Source organism: Pseudomonas sp. NFACC41-3 (assembly GCF_900109505.1).
Classification (GTDB): Bacteria; Pseudomonadota; Gammaproteobacteria; order Pseudomonadales; family Pseudomonadaceae; genus Aquipseudomonas; species Aquipseudomonas chlororaphis.
The window spans coordinates 130,790-148,443 of the sequence record NZ_FOAE01000006.1 but is presented as its reverse complement, the minus strand read 5'-3'; the positions used below and the strand labels follow the sequence as shown (position 1 = coordinate 148,443).

15 protein-coding genes are annotated in these 17,654 nt (G+C 65.1%); 8 read left to right on the top strand and 7 right to left on the bottom strand.

Features of this window, described 5'->3' with window-relative positions; translation table 11 throughout:
• Positions 1-137: 137 nt before the first annotated feature.
• Together BMY68_RS25240 and BMY68_RS25235 are read left to right on the top strand one after the other, a co-directional pair.
• The gene (locus tag BMY68_RS25240) at positions 138-1,082 is read left to right on the top strand and encodes a LysR family transcriptional regulator (protein WP_062824036.1); all 945 of its coding nucleotides are present in this window, start codon (positions 138-140) and stop codon (positions 1,080-1,082) included.
• A 223-nt stretch (positions 1,083-1,305) separates the two neighbouring features.
• The gene (locus BMY68_RS25235; protein WP_085533311.1) at positions 1,306-2,922 is read left to right on the top strand and encodes an alkaline phosphatase family protein; all 1,617 of its coding nucleotides are present in this window, start codon (positions 1,306-1,308) and stop codon (positions 2,920-2,922) included.
• 272 nt (positions 2,923-3,194) lie between these two features.
• Here the strand turns inward: BMY68_RS25235 and BMY68_RS25230 are convergent, their stop codons facing one another.
• A complete protein-coding gene (locus BMY68_RS25230) occupies positions 3,195-4,100 on the bottom strand; it encodes a TauD/TfdA dioxygenase family protein (RefSeq protein ID WP_085533309.1) in 906 nt (301 codons plus the stop codon).
• Positions 4,101-4,283: 183 nt separating this feature from the next.
• Here BMY68_RS25230 and BMY68_RS25225 point away from each other — a divergent pair, with 183 nt between their 5' ends.
• The gene (locus BMY68_RS25225; RefSeq protein WP_085533307.1) at positions 4,284-5,204 is read left to right on the top strand and encodes a LysR family transcriptional regulator; all 921 of its coding nucleotides are present in this window, start codon (positions 4,284-4,286) and stop codon (positions 5,202-5,204) included.
• Positions 5,205-5,419: 215 nt separating this feature from the next.
• Here BMY68_RS25225 and BMY68_RS25220 read toward each other — a convergent pair whose 3' ends face one another.
• Positions 5,420-6,442: an ABC transporter substrate-binding protein gene (locus BMY68_RS25220; protein WP_085533306.1), complete on the bottom strand. Its 1,023-nt coding sequence runs from the start codon at positions 6,440-6,442 to the stop codon at positions 5,420-5,422.
• Between the two features lie 403 nt (positions 6,443-6,845).
• Between BMY68_RS25220 and BMY68_RS25215 the strand changes: the two genes are divergently transcribed.
• From BMY68_RS25215 to BMY68_RS25205, 3 genes are read left to right on the top strand one after another with little or no spacing between them, the layout of a single operon-like run.
• Positions 6,846-8,441 carry an ABC transporter permease gene (locus tag BMY68_RS25215; protein ID WP_085533304.1) on the top strand — a complete coding sequence of 532 codons (1,596 nt, stop codon included), beginning with the start codon at positions 6,846-6,848 and terminating at the stop codon, positions 8,439-8,441.
• Entirely contained in the window at positions 8,438-9,265 is an 828-nt protein-coding gene (locus tag BMY68_RS25210) for an ABC transporter ATP-binding protein (RefSeq protein WP_085533302.1), read from the top strand. Before BMY68_RS25215 ends, BMY68_RS25210 begins: the two co-directional genes overlap by 4 nt.
• Before the next feature lie 14 nt (positions 9,266-9,279).
• Complete coding sequence (locus BMY68_RS25205) at positions 9,280-10,890, top strand: arylsulfatase (RefSeq protein WP_085533300.1); 1,611 nt, start codon at positions 9,280-9,282, stop codon at positions 10,888-10,890.
• A gap of 242 nt (positions 10,891-11,132) precedes the next feature.
• On the opposite strand, the gene BMY68_RS25200 is transcribed toward BMY68_RS25205, so the two are convergent.
• On the bottom strand, positions 11,133-12,206 hold the full coding sequence (locus BMY68_RS25200; RefSeq protein ID WP_085533298.1) for a fatty acid desaturase: 1,074 nt from the start codon (positions 12,204-12,206) through the stop codon (positions 11,133-11,135).
• Between the two features lie 100 nt (positions 12,207-12,306).
• Between BMY68_RS25200 and BMY68_RS25195 the strand changes: the two genes are divergently transcribed.
• A complete protein-coding gene (locus BMY68_RS25195) occupies positions 12,307-13,311 on the top strand; it encodes an AraC family transcriptional regulator (RefSeq protein ID WP_092160559.1) in 1,005 nt (334 codons plus the stop codon).
• Positions 13,312-13,419: 108 nt separating this feature from the next.
• On the opposite strand, the gene BMY68_RS25190 is transcribed toward BMY68_RS25195, so the two are convergent.
• Positions 13,420-14,106 (bottom strand): Crp/Fnr family transcriptional regulator, encoded by a 687-nt coding sequence (locus tag BMY68_RS25190; RefSeq protein WP_085533294.1) that lies wholly within the window; start codon positions 14,104-14,106, stop codon positions 13,420-13,422.
• A 102-nt stretch (positions 14,107-14,208) separates the two neighbouring features.
• Here BMY68_RS25190 and BMY68_RS25185 point away from each other — a divergent pair, with 102 nt between their 5' ends.
• Positions 14,209-14,733 (top strand): Mpo1 family 2-hydroxy fatty acid dioxygenase, encoded by a 525-nt coding sequence (locus BMY68_RS25185; protein ID WP_085533292.1) that lies wholly within the window; start codon positions 14,209-14,211, stop codon positions 14,731-14,733.
• A gap of 110 nt (positions 14,734-14,843) precedes the next feature.
• Here the strand turns inward: BMY68_RS25185 and BMY68_RS25180 are convergent, their stop codons facing one another.
• The 3 genes from BMY68_RS25180 to cysT are packed head-to-tail and all read right to left on the bottom strand — an operon-like array spanning position 14,844 to position 17,541.
• The gene (locus BMY68_RS25180) at positions 14,844-15,833 is read right to left on the bottom strand and encodes a sulfate/molybdate ABC transporter ATP-binding protein (RefSeq protein ID WP_009041631.1); all 990 of its coding nucleotides are present in this window, start codon (positions 15,831-15,833) and stop codon (positions 14,844-14,846) included.
• Positions 15,834-15,836: 3 nt separating this feature from the next.
• Positions 15,837-16,709, bottom strand: a complete 873-nt coding sequence (cysW, locus tag BMY68_RS25175) for a sulfate ABC transporter permease subunit CysW (RefSeq protein WP_007921522.1) — start codon at positions 16,707-16,709, stop codon at positions 15,837-15,839.
• Between the two features lie 13 nt (positions 16,710-16,722).
• Positions 16,723-17,541 (bottom strand): sulfate ABC transporter permease subunit CysT, encoded by an 819-nt coding sequence (gene cysT, locus BMY68_RS25170; RefSeq protein WP_007921521.1) that lies wholly within the window; start codon positions 17,539-17,541, stop codon positions 16,723-16,725.
• Positions 17,542-17,654: the final 113 nt, after the last annotated feature.

Sequence of the window (17,654 nt, the reverse complement as noted above, 5' to 3'; positions counted from 1 at the left end):
AAAACAGACTGATCCGTATATTCTTTTAAGTTATTTATTTATGTTTTTAATAAGATTTACGGAATAAGAGATTGCCTTTATAAAGAGTCGACCTAATGCATAGCCAATGCATTTCCCCGATATTTTCAATGTGAAAAATGCATATCGATCTGCGCCAGCTCCGTCACTTCATCGCCCTCGCCGAACAGCGCAGCTTTGTCGCGGCCGCCTTGGCGGTGAACCTGTCGCAATCGGCCTTCAGCCGCAGCATCCAGGCCCTGGAGCACAGCGTCGGCTGTCAGCTGGTGGATCGTGGGCGCAAGGACCTGGCACCGACCAAACAGGGGCTGGTGCTGCTCGAACATGCGCGGCGGCTGGTCAGCGGCGCGCAGCAACTGGCCAACGAGATCAGCCAGTTCAACGGCCTGGAGGCCGGCGAGCTGCGCTTCGGTTGCGGACCGGCGCCGGCGGCGGGCTTGATCCCCCGGGCCATCGGCAGCTTTATCGGGCGCTACCCCAAGGCGCGGGTGCAGTTCCAGGTGGATGACTGGCAAACCCTGAGCAAACGCCTGCTCAGTGAAGAGTTCGAATTTTTCGTCGCCGACACCCGGCAGTTCGAAGCCAACCCGGATTACCTGACCCAGCGCCTGCGCCCGCGCAAATGGCATTTCTGCTGCCGCGCCGGGCACCCGCTGGCCGAGCAGAAAAGCGTCACCGCCGCCGAGCTGATGAGTTACCCGCTGGCCGCGACCATCCGCCCGCCGAACCTGCGCAAGGTGGTGGTCGATCTCAGCGGCCGGCCGGATTTCGTCCCGAATGTGGAATGCGAGAACAGCTACAGCCTGCTCGGCGTGGTGATGCGCTCGGACGCGATCGGCATCATCGGCGCCTACAGCGATGCGCTGCACAATGCCCGGGGCGAGCTGGTGTGCCTGAAGGTCGAAGGCCTGGCCGACGACCTGGAGGAGCTGTACACCCGCTACGGCATCGTCAGCCGCGCCGGCTATCGGCTGTCGCCGCTGGCCGAGGCGATGATCGAGGAGATCAAGCGCACCGACGCGCTGGATGAGGATCTGTGTTCGCTGGAGAATTTCGCGGTCTGAAACACCGCACCTGTAGCCGCTGCCGCAGGCTGCGATCGCCCCGAAGGGGCGCGGCGATTTCAATATCGCTGAAGGCCTTCGGCCTTATCGCAGCCTTCGGCAGCGGCTACAGGGATCATCTTCGGCCCATGCAGGTCGTGCATGAAAAGCATGCGCCAAATGCGCTTGTCGGAACGCCCCGCGACAGCGAAAACCCTCACCTGTCTTTCGATCGGTGAACGCCATGTCCAACCCCGTCCAACCCGTGCGCAACGTGCTGTACATCATGTGCGACCAGCTGCGTCGCGATTACCTGTCGTGCTACGGCCACCCCCACCTGCACACGCCGAACATCGACCGCCTGGCCGCCGCCGGCGTGCGCTTCAGCCGCGCCTACACCCAGGGCACCATCTGCGGGCCGTCGCGGATGTCGGCCTACACCGGGCGTTATGTCAGCAGCCACCAGGTGGCGTGGAACGCCGTGCCGCTGCCCCTGGAAGAGCTGACCATCGGCGACTACCTGAGCCCCCACGGCATCCGCACCGCGCTGGTGGGCAAGACCCACGCCACGCCCAATCTCGATGCCCTGCAGCGCCTGGCGATCGACCCCGAGAGCCAGCAGGCCGAGGCCCTCAACGAGGTCGGTTTCGAACCCTATCTGCGCCACGACGGGATCTTCCCCGACAGCCCGCTGTTCGACGACAAACGCGAGTCGGCGCCCTATACCCATTACCTGCGCGAACAGGGCTACCAGGGGCGCAACCCCTGGCACGACTGGGCCAACGCCGCCGCAGGTGAACAGGGTGAAATCCTCAGCGGCTGGAAAATGCGCAACGCCCACCTGCCGGCCCGCGTCCCCGAGCAGCATTCGGAGACCGTCTACACCACCGACCGCGCCCTCGACTTCATCCAAGAGCAGGGCGAGCAGCCCTGGTGCCTGCACCTGTCCTATATCAAGCCGCACTGGCCCTATATCGCGCCGGCACCCTACCACGCGCTGTACGCGGCCGAGCAGGTGATCGCCCCGGTGCGCGCCGCCGCCGACGAGGCCAGCGACCACCCGGTGTATGCCGCCTTTCGCCAGCATCAGGAGAGCCAGAACTTCTCCCGCGACGAAGTGCGCCTGAACGTGGTGCCGACCTACATGGGCCTGATCAAGCAGGTGGACGATCAGCTCGGCCGCCTGTTCGATTTCCTGCAAAGCAGCGGGCGCTGGGACGACACCCTGATCGTGTTCACCAGCGACCACGGCGACTTTCTCGGCGATCACTGGCTGGGGGAAAAGGAGTTTTTACTGGAGCCGGCCGTGGGCGTGCCACTGATCGTGCGCGACCCGCGGGCGGCGGCGGATATCAGCCGCGGCACACTGGACGAGCGCCTGGTGGAAACCATCGATGCCCTGCCGACCTTTCTCGACGCCCTGGGGCTGCCCGGCGCCGAACACCGGCTGGAAGGCCGCTCGCTGATCCCACTGTTGCACGGCACGGCGGGCGACTGGCGCCGCTATGCCATCAGCGAATACGACTATGCGTTCCAGGCCCCGGCCCGCGAGCGCCTGGCGCAACCCATCGACCGCTGCCGCATGACCATGGTGCGCAGCGAACGCTGGAAATACCTGGCCTACGACGGCTTCCGCCCGCAGCTGTTCGACCTGCACAACGATCCCCAGGAACTCCACGATCTCGGCGCCGACCCGGCCTATGCGGCGGTGCGCGAGGAGCACCTGGGGTATCTGTTCGACTGGCTGCGCGGGCTGAAGCGGCGGACCACCATCAGCCACGAAGAAATCGACCTGCGCGGGCAACGCTTTCGTTATGGCGAACCGGAGGCGGAAAAGGTGGTGCAGATCGGGGTGTGGTGAGGACGCCGCTGCGCGGCTGATCGCGAGCAGCTCGCTCCTACAGGGGCACAGCATTGCGCCTTTCTGTAGGAGCGAGCTTGCTCGCGAAAAGTGAGGCGGCGGCTTCGCGGGCTCGCTTGCCGGCGAAAAATCTCAAACCCACCGCACACCCTGTAGCCGCTGCCGCAGGCTGCGATAAGGCCGAAGGCCTTTGGCGATGTTGAAACCGCCGCGCCCCTTCGGGTCGATCGCAGCCTGCGGCAGCGGCTACAGAGAGCCGTGGGACGCCTCTGTCACAGCCCCTTGATGGTCTGGCTACGCTGCCCATGCACACCCACCGGCACGTCGCCCTTGAGGGTCACGCGGCGGACCACGCGGTCCTGGGTGCCGTAGTCGTCGACCGCGTAATGCTGGGTCGAACGGTTGTCCCAGATCGCCACGTCACCGGCGGTCCAGCGCCAGCGCACGGTGTTTTCCAAACGCGTGACGTGGCTTTGCAGCAGGTTGAACAGGTGCGCCGAATCAGCCTGGGTATAGCCCTTGATGCGCTTGACGAAATGCCCGAGCACCAGGCTCTTCTCGCCGCTCACCGGGTGCACACGCACCAGCGGGTGCTCGGTCTCGTAGACGGTGGAGGTGAACACCTTGCGGTAGCGCTCCAGCTTCTCCGCCGACACGTCGGGCTTGGCCCCGGCGTAATCGTATTCGTTGCTGTGCACCGCCCAGAGCTTGTCCGCCAGCTCGCGCAGCTCCACCGGCAGTTCGTTGTAGGCGGTGGCGGTGTTGGCCCAGACCGTGTCACCACCGGAGGCCGGCGCCACCACTGAACGCAGGATCGAGGCCTTCGGGTAGGCATCGACGAAGGTCACGTCGGTGTGCCAGGAGTTGGCGCGCTGGCCCTCGGCGCCGTCCAGTTCGAGCAGGTAACGGGTGCCGTCGCGCACCGGTACGGTGGGGTGCGCCACCGGCTCGCCGAGCAGGTGGGAGAAAGCTTCCTGGCTCTGGTCGTCGAGGTGGGTCTGGCCACGGAAGAAGATCACCTTGTAGTCCACCAGCGCTTGCTGGATGGCTTCGACCGTGGCGGCGTCCAGCTCGCCGGAGAGTTGCACGCCACGGATCTCGGCGCCGATACGGCCGGCCACCGGGTGGATCTCAAGCGCATGAACAGCGGGTTTAACGGCTAGTGCGGCATTGCTCATCGGGTAGACCCTCGTCTGACTGCTTACGGGTGAGCGGCAGCGAAACAACGCTCTATCTATATTCACTTTAGATCTAATAGATATTCACATGCTTCGTTGACGGAATAAGAGCTTGCATTTAAAACCTCATTCCTCACTCGTCGCAAATGCCTTCGGGCTATTTTTCGGATGCCGGGAAAGCATATGGATCTTCGCCAGTTGCGTTACTTCATCGCCCTCAACGAACACCGCAGTTTTGTCCGCGCGGCGGACGCCATGGGCATCACCCAGCCGGCCTTCAGCCGCAGCATCCAGGGCCTGGAACAGGAGTTCGGCTGCGTGCTGGTGGACCGCGGCAATAAGGATTTGCGTCCCACCCCGGAAGGCCAGGTGGTGTTGCAGCACGCCCTGAGCCTGGTGCAGGGCGCGGCCTTGCTGAACAGCGAAGTGACGCAGATGACCAAGCTCGACGCCGGCGAGCTGCGCTTCGGTTGCGGCCCGGCGCCGGCGGTGAAACTGGTGCCCGATGCGGTGGCGCAATTCACCGGCATCCACCCCAAGGTGCGCATCTGCCTGGAGGTGGATAACTGGGAAAAACTCAGCCGCAGCCTGAGCCGCGAAGAGATCGAATTCTTTATCGCCGACATCCGCCATTTCGAAGCCGACCCGAACTTTCAGACCCAGCCCCTGACGCCCAAGCGCGGGGTGTTTTTCTGCCGCCCGGGACACCCGCTGCTGGCCAAGGAAAGCCTGTCGACCAACGACATGTTCGACTACCCGCTGGCCACCACGCTGATCCCGCCGGGAATCCGCAAGCTGCTGGCCAACCTCAGCGGGCGCATCGACTTTTCCCCGACCATCCAGACCGAACATTTCCCGGCCCTGGTGAAGATCGTGCGCCAGTCCAATGCGATTGGCGTGGGCACCGAAGAGGCCTTCGTCGAGGACATCGAACAGGGCTCCCTAGCGCTGCTGCACTGGCGCAACCTGCCGCAGAACATCGAGAGCATGAACGCGCGCTGCGGCATCGTCAGCCGCACGGGATTTCGCCTGTCGCCGGCGGCCCGCAAGATGATCGAAGTGCTGGTGGCGGTGGATCGGCAGCAGGTCAGCATGGCGTCCTAGGACGCCATCGCGGGCAAGCTCGCGCCTACAGAAGACGCAATCTGTAGCCGCTGCCGAGCCCGCGAGGCTGCGATCGACGACGCAGTCGTCGCAACAAGGCCCACCCGGTTCGTCCAGGCAGACCGCGTTGTCGGGTTTTGCGGCCCCTGCGGGACCGATCGCAGCCTCGCAGGCTCGGCAGCGGCTACGGGACGTGAGCGGATTGCCAGGTGGCCTTACAGGCCGGCGGCGGCCAACTGCGGCGCCACCCATTCGCTGACCTTGAACGGCTTGCGGATCAGCCGCTGCTGCGCGGCCAGGTCCACCGCGTCCTGCAATTTACCGAGGAACACCGGGTCCAGGGTCGAGGGGAAGATATCGCTGAAGCGCTGATCCTTGAGGTCCTGCTGCAACACCAGCGGCGGGTAGCTGGCCAGCCCCGACACCAGTTCGATATAGGCGTCCTTGTTGCTGTCCTGGGTCAGCCACTGCACGGCCTGCTGCTGGGCCTTGAGCAGCTTCTCCACGACCTCGGGATGGGCGTCGACGAACGCGCCGCTGCCCACCAGCACCGCCTGCACGCTACCGGCGCCGCCCAGGTCCTTGGTGTTCAGCGGCACCTCGGCCAGGCCCTTGGCCTGCAAGGCGTTCAAGTTGGAACCGCCCCAGGTAGCATCGATCTGCTTCGCCGCCAGCGCCGCGACCGCCGCGGTGAAATCCAGGTTGATGATCTTCAGGTCCTTCTCGCTCAGACCCTGGCTGGCCAGCGCGGCATCCAGCGACAACTGCGTGGCCGTGCCGCGGAACACCGCGACCCGCTTGCCCTTGAGGTCCTGCAAGGTCTTGATCCCCGAGCCCGGCACCACCCCCAGGTATTGCTTGACCCCACGGGCGGTGGCGCTCAGCAGGCGGGTGTCCAGGCCGTTGGACTTGCCGATGATCGCTGCCAGGTCCCCCAGGTAGGCGAGGTCCACCTGACCGTTGGCGAAAGCCTCGTTGATCACCGGACCGGCGCCCTTGAAGTAGTTCCACTGGATGCTGATGCCCTGGTCGGCGAAGGCCTTTTCGAAGATCTGCTGCTGGCGCAGCACGTCCGTCACCCCGCCGCCGCTGTGCTGGGTGCCGGCGCTGAGGTCCGGCACGGCGATACGGATCTGCTTGAGTTCATCCGCCTGGGCCAGCAGCGGCAGGTACCCCAGGAGCCCCGCCAGGGCCGGCGCGGCGAACAGACTGAGGACGCGTTTGAAGGGAAGGTTCATAAGGTGTGGCTCCTGGCTGCGACGGGCATTGAGGAGCAGAAGGTAGGCCCAAGGCGTTCAAAGCTTTAAATACTATAAATTCACATTTTAATAACTCGTTCGAATAAACCAGCCAGGACGCGGCTCTGCGCGGCGTATGCATGATCAGCATCGAAAATATTCTTCAAATGCATTGGATGCGGCGTGCCTGGAGGCCTTAAATGGCCTCTCTTATCTCCAAATAGCATTGATGTAACTTTTTATATAACCAAAAGAAAACTCCAAAAAACAAACTGTAAGAGCGAGCTTGCTCGCGATAGGCCGCAGGCCGGTTTTGGCCCCGATGCCGCTATCGCGAGCAAGCTCGCTCCTACAAAAAGAAGACGGTTGAAATCAGCAAGAAACCCGACAACGGAGATCGTCCATGGCCCGTGTTTCCCTTCTCAGCTTGCCGTTGGCCGCGCCCGCCAATAAGCCGCTGTCCTGGCCGCGCATCCACCGGCGACTGTTGCCCTGGCTGCTGCCCCTGGGCCTGTTCGCCCTGTGGTGGCTGGCCAGCCGTAATGCCTGGATGAGCGAACAGATCCTGCCGGCCCCGGCATTGGTCTGGAGCAGCGCGCTCGAGCTGGCCGGCGGCGAGCTGTGGAGCCATCTGGCGATCAGCCTGCAACGGCTGGCCTGGGGCCTGCTGGCGGGCATCGGCGCCGGTGCCCTGCTCGGCGCGGGACTGGGTTCCAGCCGGCGCCTGGAACGCCTGGTGTTCCCCACTTTCTCGGCCCTGTCCCAGGTTCCGACCCTGGCCTGGATTCCGCTGTTCATGGTGTTTTTCGGCATCGGCGAACTGCTCAAGCTGGTGGTGCTGGTCAAGGCCATCGTGGTGCCGGTGACCCTGCATACCCTGGTCGGCGTGCGCGACGCCCAGCCCAAATTGCGCGAGGCCGCCGCCGTGCTGCGCCTGCCGCCACACCTGCTGATCCGCCGGCTGGTGCTGCCCGCCGCCCTGCCCGCCTTCATGGCCGGCGTGCGCCTGGCCCTGGCCGCCGGCTGGACCTCGCTGCTGGCGGTGGAGCTGCTGGCCTCCAGCGAAGGCATCGGCTACCTGATGGTCTGGGCGCGCCAGCTGTTCATGCTGGATATCGTCTTCGTCTGCATCGTGGTGATCGGGGTGATTGGCGTGGCCATGGACCGCGGCATCGGCCTGCTGGACAAGGCCCTGGTGCACTGGCCGCACCCGGCCATCGCGCAGATCCGCCGCGGTCCGCGCTACCAGGGCTGGCAACGCCTGCAGCCGTGGCTGCTACCGCTGTTCCTGCTGGCGCTGTGGCAAGTGGCGAACCAGCTGGAATGGGTCGACGCCAATATTCTGGTGAGCCCGCTGGCGGTGCTGCAAACCACCTGGAACGGCCTGCTCGACGGCAGCCTGTCGGGCGGCCTGGGCCTGAGCCTGCGGCGCACCCTCGGCGGCCTGCTGCTGGGCGGCGGCCTGGGGTTTGCCCTGGGCCTGCTGCTGGGCCTGTCGCCTCTGAGCGAACGGGTTCTGGGGCCGACCCTGGCGGCGCTGCGGCAGATCGCCATTTTCGCCTGGGTGCCGCTGCTCACCGCCTGGTTCGGCCTGGGGGAGCTGGCGAAATGGGTATTTGTCGCGCTGGCCGCATTCTTCCCGCTGTTTATCGCCACCCAGCGCAGCGTCGCCAACCTGTCGCCGCAACTGACCGAAGCAGCGCAAGTGCTGCGCCTGAACCTCTGGCAACGCCTGCGCCGCCTGGTACTGCCGGGCGCCGCGCCGGGGATCTTCGCCGGCCTGCGCCTGAGCCTGATCTACGCCTGGCTGGGGACCATCGGCGCGGAATATTTCATGCCGTCCAACGGCGGCATCGGCAGCCAGATGATCGGCGCCCAGCAGCTGCTGCGCATGGACCTGATCATGGCCGGCATGCTCCTGGTGGGGCTCACCGGCGCCCTGCTCAACCTTATTGGCCAACAGCTCGAAACCCGCGCCACACGCTGGAGACACGCATGAACGCACCCGCACCTTTCCCCATCGTCAGCTTCAGCCATGTGGGCAAGACCTTCGAGGTCGCCGGCGGCGAGCTGGAGGCGATCCGCGAATTCAACCTGGAGATCGCCGAGGGCGAATTCGTCGCCATCGTCGGCTCCAGCGGCTGTGGCAAATCCACCCTGCTGCGCCTGCTGATCGGCCTGGACACGCAGTTTCGCGGCGAGATCCGCGTCGACGGCAAGGCCGTCAACGGCATCGGCGGCGAACGCGGCATCGTGTTCCAGGAACACCGCCTGTTCCCCTGGCTGACGGTCGCGGAAAACATCGGCCTGGGCCTGGTCAACGAAGCCCTGAGCGCCAGCGAACGGCAAACCCGCATCGCCGATTTCATCGAACTGGTGGGCCTCACCGATTTCACCCGCGCCTACCCGCACCAGCTGTCCGGCGGCATGGCCCAGCGGGTGGCCATCGCCCGCGGCCTGGTGGCCAGCCCGCGCATCCTGCTGCTGGACGAACCCTTCGGCGCCCTCGACGCGCTGACCCGCCAGCAGATGCAGGACGAGCTGCTGGCGATCCGCGAGCGGGCCAAAATCACCACGGTGCTGGTCACCCATGACGTCGAGGAAGCGATCTTCCTCGCCGACCGCGTGGTGGTGATGGAGCCGCGCCCGGGCCGGATCAAGCGGGTGGTGGACATCGCCCTGCCCCATCCGCGCCAGCGCAGCAGTTTCGACTTCCACCAGCTGCGCGAAGAACTGCTCCACGAACTGACCAGCGACGATCACTACCAGGTGCCTTTGCCCGCCCAGATCCGTGACCTGCCACTGGTCTTTATTGCTTGCTGATGAGGAGTGAATAAATGCCGCAACGTCCCAACTTCCTGGTGATCCTCGCCGACGACCTGGGCTTTTCCGATCTCGGTGCCTTCGGCGGCGAAATCGCCACGCCAAACCTCGATGCCCTGGCCGAAGGTGGCCTGCGCCTGACCGACTTCCATACCGCGCCGACCTGCTCGCCGACCCGTTCCATGCTGCTCACCGGCACCGACCACCATATCGCCGGCATCGGCACCATGGCCGAGGCCCTGACCCCGGAACTGATCGGCAAGCCGGGCTACGAGGGCCACCTCAACGACCGCGTGGTGGCCCTGCCCGAGCTGCTGCGCGACGCCGGCTACCAGACCCTGATGAGCGGCAAATGGCACCTGGGCCTGACCGCCGAGCTGGCGCCCCATGCCCGCGGTTTCGAGCGTTCGTTCTCACTGCTGCCTGGCGCCGCCAACCACTACGGTTTCGAGCCGACCTACGACGAACACACCCCGGGGCTGCTCAAATCCACCCCGGCGCTGTACATCGAGGACGACCGCTTCATCGACCCATTGCCCAAGGATTTCTATTCCTCCGACGCCTTCGGCGACAAGCTGCTGCAGTACCTCAAGGAGCGCGACCAGACCCGGCCGTTCTTCGCCTACCTGCCGTTTTCCGCGCCGCACTGGCCGTTGCAGGCGCCCGAGGAGGTGGTCGCCAAATACCGTGGCCGCTATGACGCCGGCCCCGAAGTGCTGCGCCTGGAGCGCCTGGAAAAGCTCAAGCAACTGGGGCTGATCGAGGCCGATGTGGAGCCGCACCCGCTACTGGGCCTGAGCGCCGAATGGGCGGCCTTGAGCGAGCAGCAGCGGCAGGTTTCCGCGCGGGCCATGGAGGTCTACGCGGCGATGGTCGAACGCATGGACTGGAACATCGGTCGGGTGGTGGACTACCTGCGCCAGCAGGGCCAGCTGGACAACACCTTTATCCTGTTCATGTCCGACAACGGTGCCGAAGGCGCGCTGCTGGAAGCCTTCCCCAAGTTCGGCCCGCAGCTTTTGACCTACCTCAACCAGCACTACGACAACAGCCTGGACAACATCGGCCGCGCCAACTCCTACGTCTGGTACGGCCCGGCCTGGGCCCAGGTCGCCACCGCACCGTCACGCCTGTTCAAGGCCTTCACCACCGAAGGCGGGATCCGCGTGCCGGCGCTGGTGCATTACCCGCAGCTGGCGCTCAAGGGCCGGATCAGCCATGGCTTCGGTACGGTGATGGACATCACCCCGACCATTCTCGACCTGGCCGGCGTGCGTCATCCCGGCAAGCGCTGGCGCGGCAAGGAAGTGGCGCCCTTGCGCGGCAAGTCGTGGCTGGGTTTCCTGTCCGGCGAGACCGCGCAGGTGCATGACGAACACACGGTCACCGGCTGGGAACTGTTCGGCCGCCGGGCGATTCGCCAGGGACACTGGAAAGCGGTGTACATCCCCGGCCCGGTGGGCCCGGCGACCTGGCAGCTGTACGACCTGAGCCAGGACCCGGGGGAGATCCACGACCTGGCGCAGCGCGAGCCGGGCAAGCTCGAGGCGCTGATCGGCCATTGGCAGCAGTACGTGGATGAAACCGGGGTGATCCTCAGCGCCTCGCCGTTCCAGCCGGATTGACCCCGTAGCCGCTGCCGCAGGCTGCGATGGTCCGGGCCACGCTGGTCGTAGGACCTCCTAGGGCCTTGAGATCGCCACGGCCGTTCCGGCCGATCGCAGCCTGCGGCAGCGGCTACAGGTGGGGGAAAACGCCGAAGGTTGCGCGTCTGCGGAATCGCCATCGCGAGCAAGCTCGCTCCTACAGGTTATCCATGTACTTGTAGGAGCGAGCTTGCTCGCGATTGGCCCTCAAATGCGATCCATCACGCCCCGACACCCCGCACCGCCTGCGCCGCCACCTGTTCCTTGCGGATAAAGCGGTTGGCCCGGCCGAAGGTGCCGAAATCGTTGAAGCGCACGCCCATCTCGGCCATCACCTTGTGCGCCACCGGCGCGGTCAGCTGGCGGATGTAGAAGGGTTCCTTGACCACGAAATGGTGGATGCCATGGGTGCTGCCGAAATTGAAGCAGAACGCCTGCAACGGCCACAGCCACCAGGGGTTGAGCACCTGGGTCTGCTGGATCACGTTGCCCGCTTCGATGTCGCCGTAGTAGTGCATGTTCGAGCTGACAAAATGCAGGCAAAAGGTGCGCAGCACATTGGGGCCGACGATCACCACCACGGCGATATCGAGCACCTGCATCACTGCCAGGGTGCTGGCCGACCACTCGATGGGCGCCCCCAGCAGCGCGGCGACGCCATTGGCGGCGTGGAAGCCAAGGAACACATACCAGGCCCCCCAGTGCAACAGCGCCAGCGGTGCGTACACCTTGAGGGTGCGCTTGAGGATATTGCGCTTGTGCGCCCAGGTCCTGGCGCGCAGGGTGCGGATCAATGACGACATGACATTGTCGCCAACCATCAGCAGGCGGGCGATGCCCCAGGGCTCGCCGTTGGTGATGGCGCGCTCCTCCATGTCGGCCTCGGTGCCGGACACCTTGTGGTGATTGAGGTGCAGATGGCGGCGGATCCACGGGTTGATGGTGCTCGGCCGCGCCAGCCAGACCAGCGCCAGCATCAGGTTGTGGGGGACGCGCTGCTTGCGGAAATACATGCTGTGGATCAGGTCGTGTTCCAGCTCGTGGGTCAAGGAGGCGAAAAACGCGTTGAGCAGCAGGCAGGCCCACCAGGCCAGGTACCCGCCGATATAGAGCGCCGCCGTGCCGATCATCCCGGCCAGGGCCAAGGCCAGGATGCCCGCGCCCAGCGCGTCCTGATGCTTGAGCAGCGGGTAGCGCTCGCGCAACTCGACGCCCCTGGCCAGCACCACCTCACGAATATGCGCCGATCGTTGCTGAGCATTCAGCCGGTCGGGACTTGCAGAAGTACCGTACATGCTTCCATCCTCTGGTTATTGATGTTCGCATCCTGCCCTGCGCCCACGCGCCGGGCGCTAGCCGCGGACGCCAACCTGTTGACCGGACGCGCCAACCGCCATGACCGAACCCACTTCCCTCGCCAGCTGGACCCGCGCCCTGCGCAAGCAGCTCGATGCCCTGGGCCTCGACAGCACAGCCCTGTGCCACCAGGCCGGCCTCGACCCACAGCTGATGGACGATCCCAACGCGCGTTACCCGCTGTCGGCCACCACCCGCCTGTGGCAGCTGGCGGTGCAGGCCAGCGGCGACCCGGCCATAGGCCTGCGGGTCTCGCGCTTCGTCAGCCCGACCACCTTCCATGCCCTGGGTTATGCGCTGGTGGCCAGCGGCAGCCTGCGGGAAGTGTTCGAGCGCATCGTGCGTTATCACCAGGTGGTCAGCGACGCCCTGGAGCTGGAGCTGACCCGCACCGAGGACCGCTATCGCTTTCGCCTGAAGGTCCCCGAGGGCAATCCGGAGCCGGCGGTCGAGGCCATCGACGCCTTTGTCGCGATCTACGTGCGCACCTGCCGCAACCGCCTGGGCCGCGACTACGCACCGCTGGCGGTGTACCTGCGGCGCCCCGAGCCGGAGGACCCCAGGCAATGGCACACGGTGTTTCGCGCGCCGGTGTTTTTCGGCGCCGACGAGGATCGCCTGGAGTTCGGCCTGCACGATTTCGACAGCCACCTGGACGACGCCAACCCGGAACTGGCCGAACACAACGAGGCGGTGCTCAAGCGCACCCTGATGCAACTGCAACCATTGACCTGGGAGCGCAAGGTGCGCGGAGTGATCGAGGCCCAGCTGCCGGAAGGCGAACCTTCGGCCGAACGTGTGGCCCAGGCCCTGCACCTGAGCCTGCGCAGCCTGCAACGCCACCTGGCGGACGAGGGTTGTCGCTTCGACACCCTGCTCAACGAATGCCGGGAGAACCTCGCCCTGCTGCACCTGCGCGACCCGCAGTGTTCCCTGAGCGAGATCAGCTACCTGCTGGGGTTCGCCGACGCCAGCAGCTTCAGCCGCGCGTTCAAGCGCTGGACCGGGATGACCCCGGGGCAGTTTCGCGATGGGTTGCGTTAGGCCGGGATTGGCGGAGACAGTGCCGGCCTTATCGCGAGCAAGCTCGCTCCTACATGGACAGTGCAGGTCCTTGTAGGAGCGAGCTTGCTCGCGATAGCGATCTAAAGATCAAACCCCGGCCAAGATCCGCAAGCGGTCCTCGTCGAGGATCTCGATCTCGCCGTAACCCAGCTTGAGAATGCCCTGGCCCTGCAAGTCCTTGAGGATCTGGTTGGTGGTCTGGCGCGACAGCGACAGCAGCAGCGCCAGTTGCTCCTGGGGCAGGTGCAGGACCCGCCGCGGGGTGTCGGTCTCGCCGTAGCCGCGGGCGATCATCAACAGCCGGTTGGCCACCCGCGCCGGGGCCGGCATCAGGCTCAGCTGTTCGAGGTTGATAAAGGTCAGGCGCAGTTTATGGCTCATCAACAGCGCCAGCTGCCGCCAGTATTGCGGGTGTTCGTCCAGCAGTTCGAGCAGCGCCGCCTGGGGCACATTGAGCAGGCTGCACGGGCCCACGGCATAGGCGTCATGGGTGCGCGGCTGGCCGTCGAACAGGCTGATCTCGCCGAACCAGTGCGGCGCCTCCACCAGGCTCAGCAGCGCCTCCTTGCCTTCCTCGCTGACCGCGCCGATGCGCACCGTGCCTTCCAGCACCGCGTACAGGCCGCAGGGCGGATCGCCACGCTGGAACAGCCGTTGGCCCGGCGCCAGCGAGCGCAAACGGGCATTGGCCAGCAGACTATTCTGTAATTGAACGGGCAAGCGGCTGAACCACTGGCCGCTCATCAGGCGCTCACGCCAGACCTGAATCTTCATCGATAGCGTTATCCAAACGGGCAGCGAGCCGATTGTCGCCTAGCCGACAGAACCGGCGACCGGCGCAGGGCATGATTCGATCACCCTACAGGAGGAACAACAATGAAAAGCCTCGTCGACCATCTCAGTCAATACGCCGCCTACCACCGTGATCCGCGCAACATCGCCAGCCACTTTATCGGCATTCCACTGATTGTGCTGGCCGTCGCGGTGCTGCTGTCGCGCCCCGCCTGGCCGGTCGCCGGGCTGTGGCTGTCGCCGGCGCTGCTGCTGGCGCTGGCGTCGTGCGGATTCTACCTGCGCCTGGAACTGCGACTGGGCCTGCTGATGACGCTGCTGATGGGGCTGTCGGTGTGGGCCGGCCATGGGCTGGCGCAACAAAGCACCCTGGTCTGGCTGGCCAGCGGGGTGGGCATGTTCGTGATCGGCTGGGTGATCCAGTTCGTCGGCCATTACTACGAAGGGCGCAAGCCGGCCTTTGTCGACGACGTCTCGGGGCTGATCGTCGGGCCGTTGTTCGTGGTGGCGGAGCTGGCGTTTCTGCTGGGGCTGCGCCAGGCGCTCAAGCATGAGATCGAGGCGCGGGCGGGAGGGGTGCGGGTCAATCCGAAGCGTGCCGCTGTTTGAAATGGCTATCGCGAGCAAGCTCGCTCCTACAAGGGATGGGGTTGACCATAAGTTCATGGGTCATCCCCGGATCATTGTAGGAGCGAGCTTGCTCGCGATGCTTTCGGCTTTTAGATATTGGCGACCTTCTGCCAGACCTTGGGCTTGAAGAACAGCGTCTCGCCCTTGGCCAGCCCGACCAGGCTGTCATGGTCTTTCACCACTTCGGCCTCGATCAGTTCGCTCTGCCCTTCGACCTTCAAGGTCACCCGGGTGGTGGCGCCCAGCGGACGGATATCGCGCACTTCGGCGGCGTGGTGATCGGCCAGTTCGGAGCGCGACAGCGACACTTCGTGCGGGCGGAACAGCACATGGTGGTCCTCGCCCAGGTGCAGGCGGTTGGAGTCGCCGAGGAAGTGGTAGACGAAGTCGCTGGCCGGGTTCTCGTACACCTCGCCCGGCGAGCCGATCTGCTCGATCACGCCCTTGTTCATCACCACGATACGGTCCGCCACTTCCATGGCTTCTTCCTGGTCGTGGGTGACGAATACCGAGGTCAGGTTGATGTCTTCGTGCAGCCGCGCCAGCCAGCGCCGCAGCTCCTTGCGCACCTTGGCATCCAGGGCGCCGAAGGGTTCGTCCAGCAGCAGCACTTTCGGCTCCACCGCCAGGGCGCGGGCCAGGGCGATCCGCTGGCGCTGGCCACCGGACAGCTGTTCCGGGTAGCGGTCGGCGAGCCAGTCCAGCTGCACCATGTTCAACAGCTCATGGACCTTCTCGGCGATCCTGCTTTCGCTCGGGCGCTGGTTTTTCGGCTTCATGCGCAGGCCGAAGGCGACGTTGTCGAACACGCTCATATGGCGGAACAGCGCGTAGTGCTGGAACACGAAACCGACGTTGCGATCGCGCACGTCGTGGCCGGAGACGTCCTCGCCGTGGAACACGATGCTGCCGGCGTCCGGGGTTTCCAGGCCGGCGATGATCCGCAGCAGGGTGGTCTTGCCGCAGCCGGACGGGCCCAGCAGCGCCACCAGCTCGCCGCTCTGGATGTCCAGGTTGATGCTGTTCAGGGCCTTGAAGGCGTTGAAGTTCTTGCTGACGTTACGGACTTCGATCGACATGATTCATTCCTCCGCGGCGCTGGCGCGCAGGCGGTTGATACGGTTTTCGCTCCACTGCTTGAGCAGCAGGATGAAGAGCGCCAGGATCAGCAACAGGCTCGCGACGGCGAACGCGGCGACGTGGTTGTATTCGTTGTAGAGGATCTCGACGTGCAGCGGCAGGGTGTTGGTCACCCCGCGAATGTGCCCGGAAACCACCGACACCGCGCCGAACTCACCCATGGCCCGCGCGGTGCAGAGCACCACGCCGTAGATCAGGCCCCACTTGATGTTCGGCACGGTCACATGCCAGAACATCTGCCAGCCGTTGGCCCCCAGCAGCCGCGCGGCTTCCTCTTCCTGGGTGCCCTGCTCCTGCATCAGCGGGATCAGCTCACGGGCGACGAAGGGCACGGTGACGAAGATGGTCGCCAGGACGATGCCCGGCAGGGCGAACACGATCTGGATGTCGTGATCCTGCAGCCACGGTCCGAACAGGCCCTGGGCGCCGAACATCAGCACATAGACCAGGCCGGCGATCACCGGCGAGACCGAGAACGGCAAATCTATCAGGGTCACCAGGATGCTCTTGCCGCGGAAGGTGTATTTGCTCACGCACCAGGCGGCGCTGACGCCGAACACCAGGTTCAGCGGCACCGAGATCAGCACGGCAATCACCGTCAGCTTCAGGGCCGACAGCGCGTCCGGCTCGAAGATCGCGGCGAAGAACGCGCCGAGGCCGAGCTTGAGCCCCTGGGACACCACGATGAACAGCGGCAACAGCAGGAACAGGGCGAAGATCAACCAGCCGAGGCCGATCAGGATGCGCCGCGAGGTGGCGCTGCCACGACGGTCGGCGTTGGCCGAAGAGGCTGCGGAAATGGACGATTGGGACATGGTTCGCGCCTCCTTAAGGTCGTTCGATGCGCCGCTGCAGCAGGTTGATCAGCAGCAACAGGACAAAGGAAACCACCAGCATCAACACGCCGATGGAGGTCGCGCCGGTGTAATCGTACTGGTCGAGCTTGACCATGATCAGCAGCGGCAGGATTTCGGTTTTCATCGGCATGTTGCCGGCGATGAAGATCACCGAGCCGTACTCGCCGACGCCCCGGGCAAAGGCCAGGGCGAAGCCGGTCAGCCAGGCCGGCAGCAGCGCCGGTACCAGGATGTGGCGGAACACCTGCCAGGGCTTGGCGCCGAGGCAGGCGGCGGCTTCTTCGACCTCACGGGGAATGTCGGCCAGCACCGGCTGCACGGTACGCACCACGAACGGCAGAGTGACGAAGGTCAGCGCCAGGGTGATGCCCAGCGGGGTGTAGGCGATCTTGAACCCCAGGTCGGTGGCGAACTGGCCGACCAGGCCGGTCGGCGCATACAGCGCGGTCAGCGCGATACCGGCCACGGCGGTGGGCAGGGCGAACGGCAGGTCGATCATCGCGTCGATGATCTTGCGTCCGGGAAAGCTGTAGCGCACCAGCACCCAGGCCAGCAGCGTGCCGATCACGCCATTGATGATCGCCGCGTACAGCGCCGTGCCGAAGCTCAGCTTGAGCGCGGCGAGGACCCGCGGCGCCGAGACAATGGCCCAGAACTGATCCCAGGTGAGTTGGGCGGCATGCACGAACATCGCCGCCAGGGGTATGAGCACAATCAGGCTGAGGTACACCAAGGTGTAGCCCAGCGTCAGCCCGAAGCCGGGTATGACGGGGGAGATACGACGCGACATAAAAGTCCTTGGTTAGCGGGTAGATACCATTGTAGGAGCGAGCTTGCTCGCGAAGAACTCAAGGGCACCGCGCTCAATCAGAATGTACGCGTTATCGTTGACGATCTTCGCGA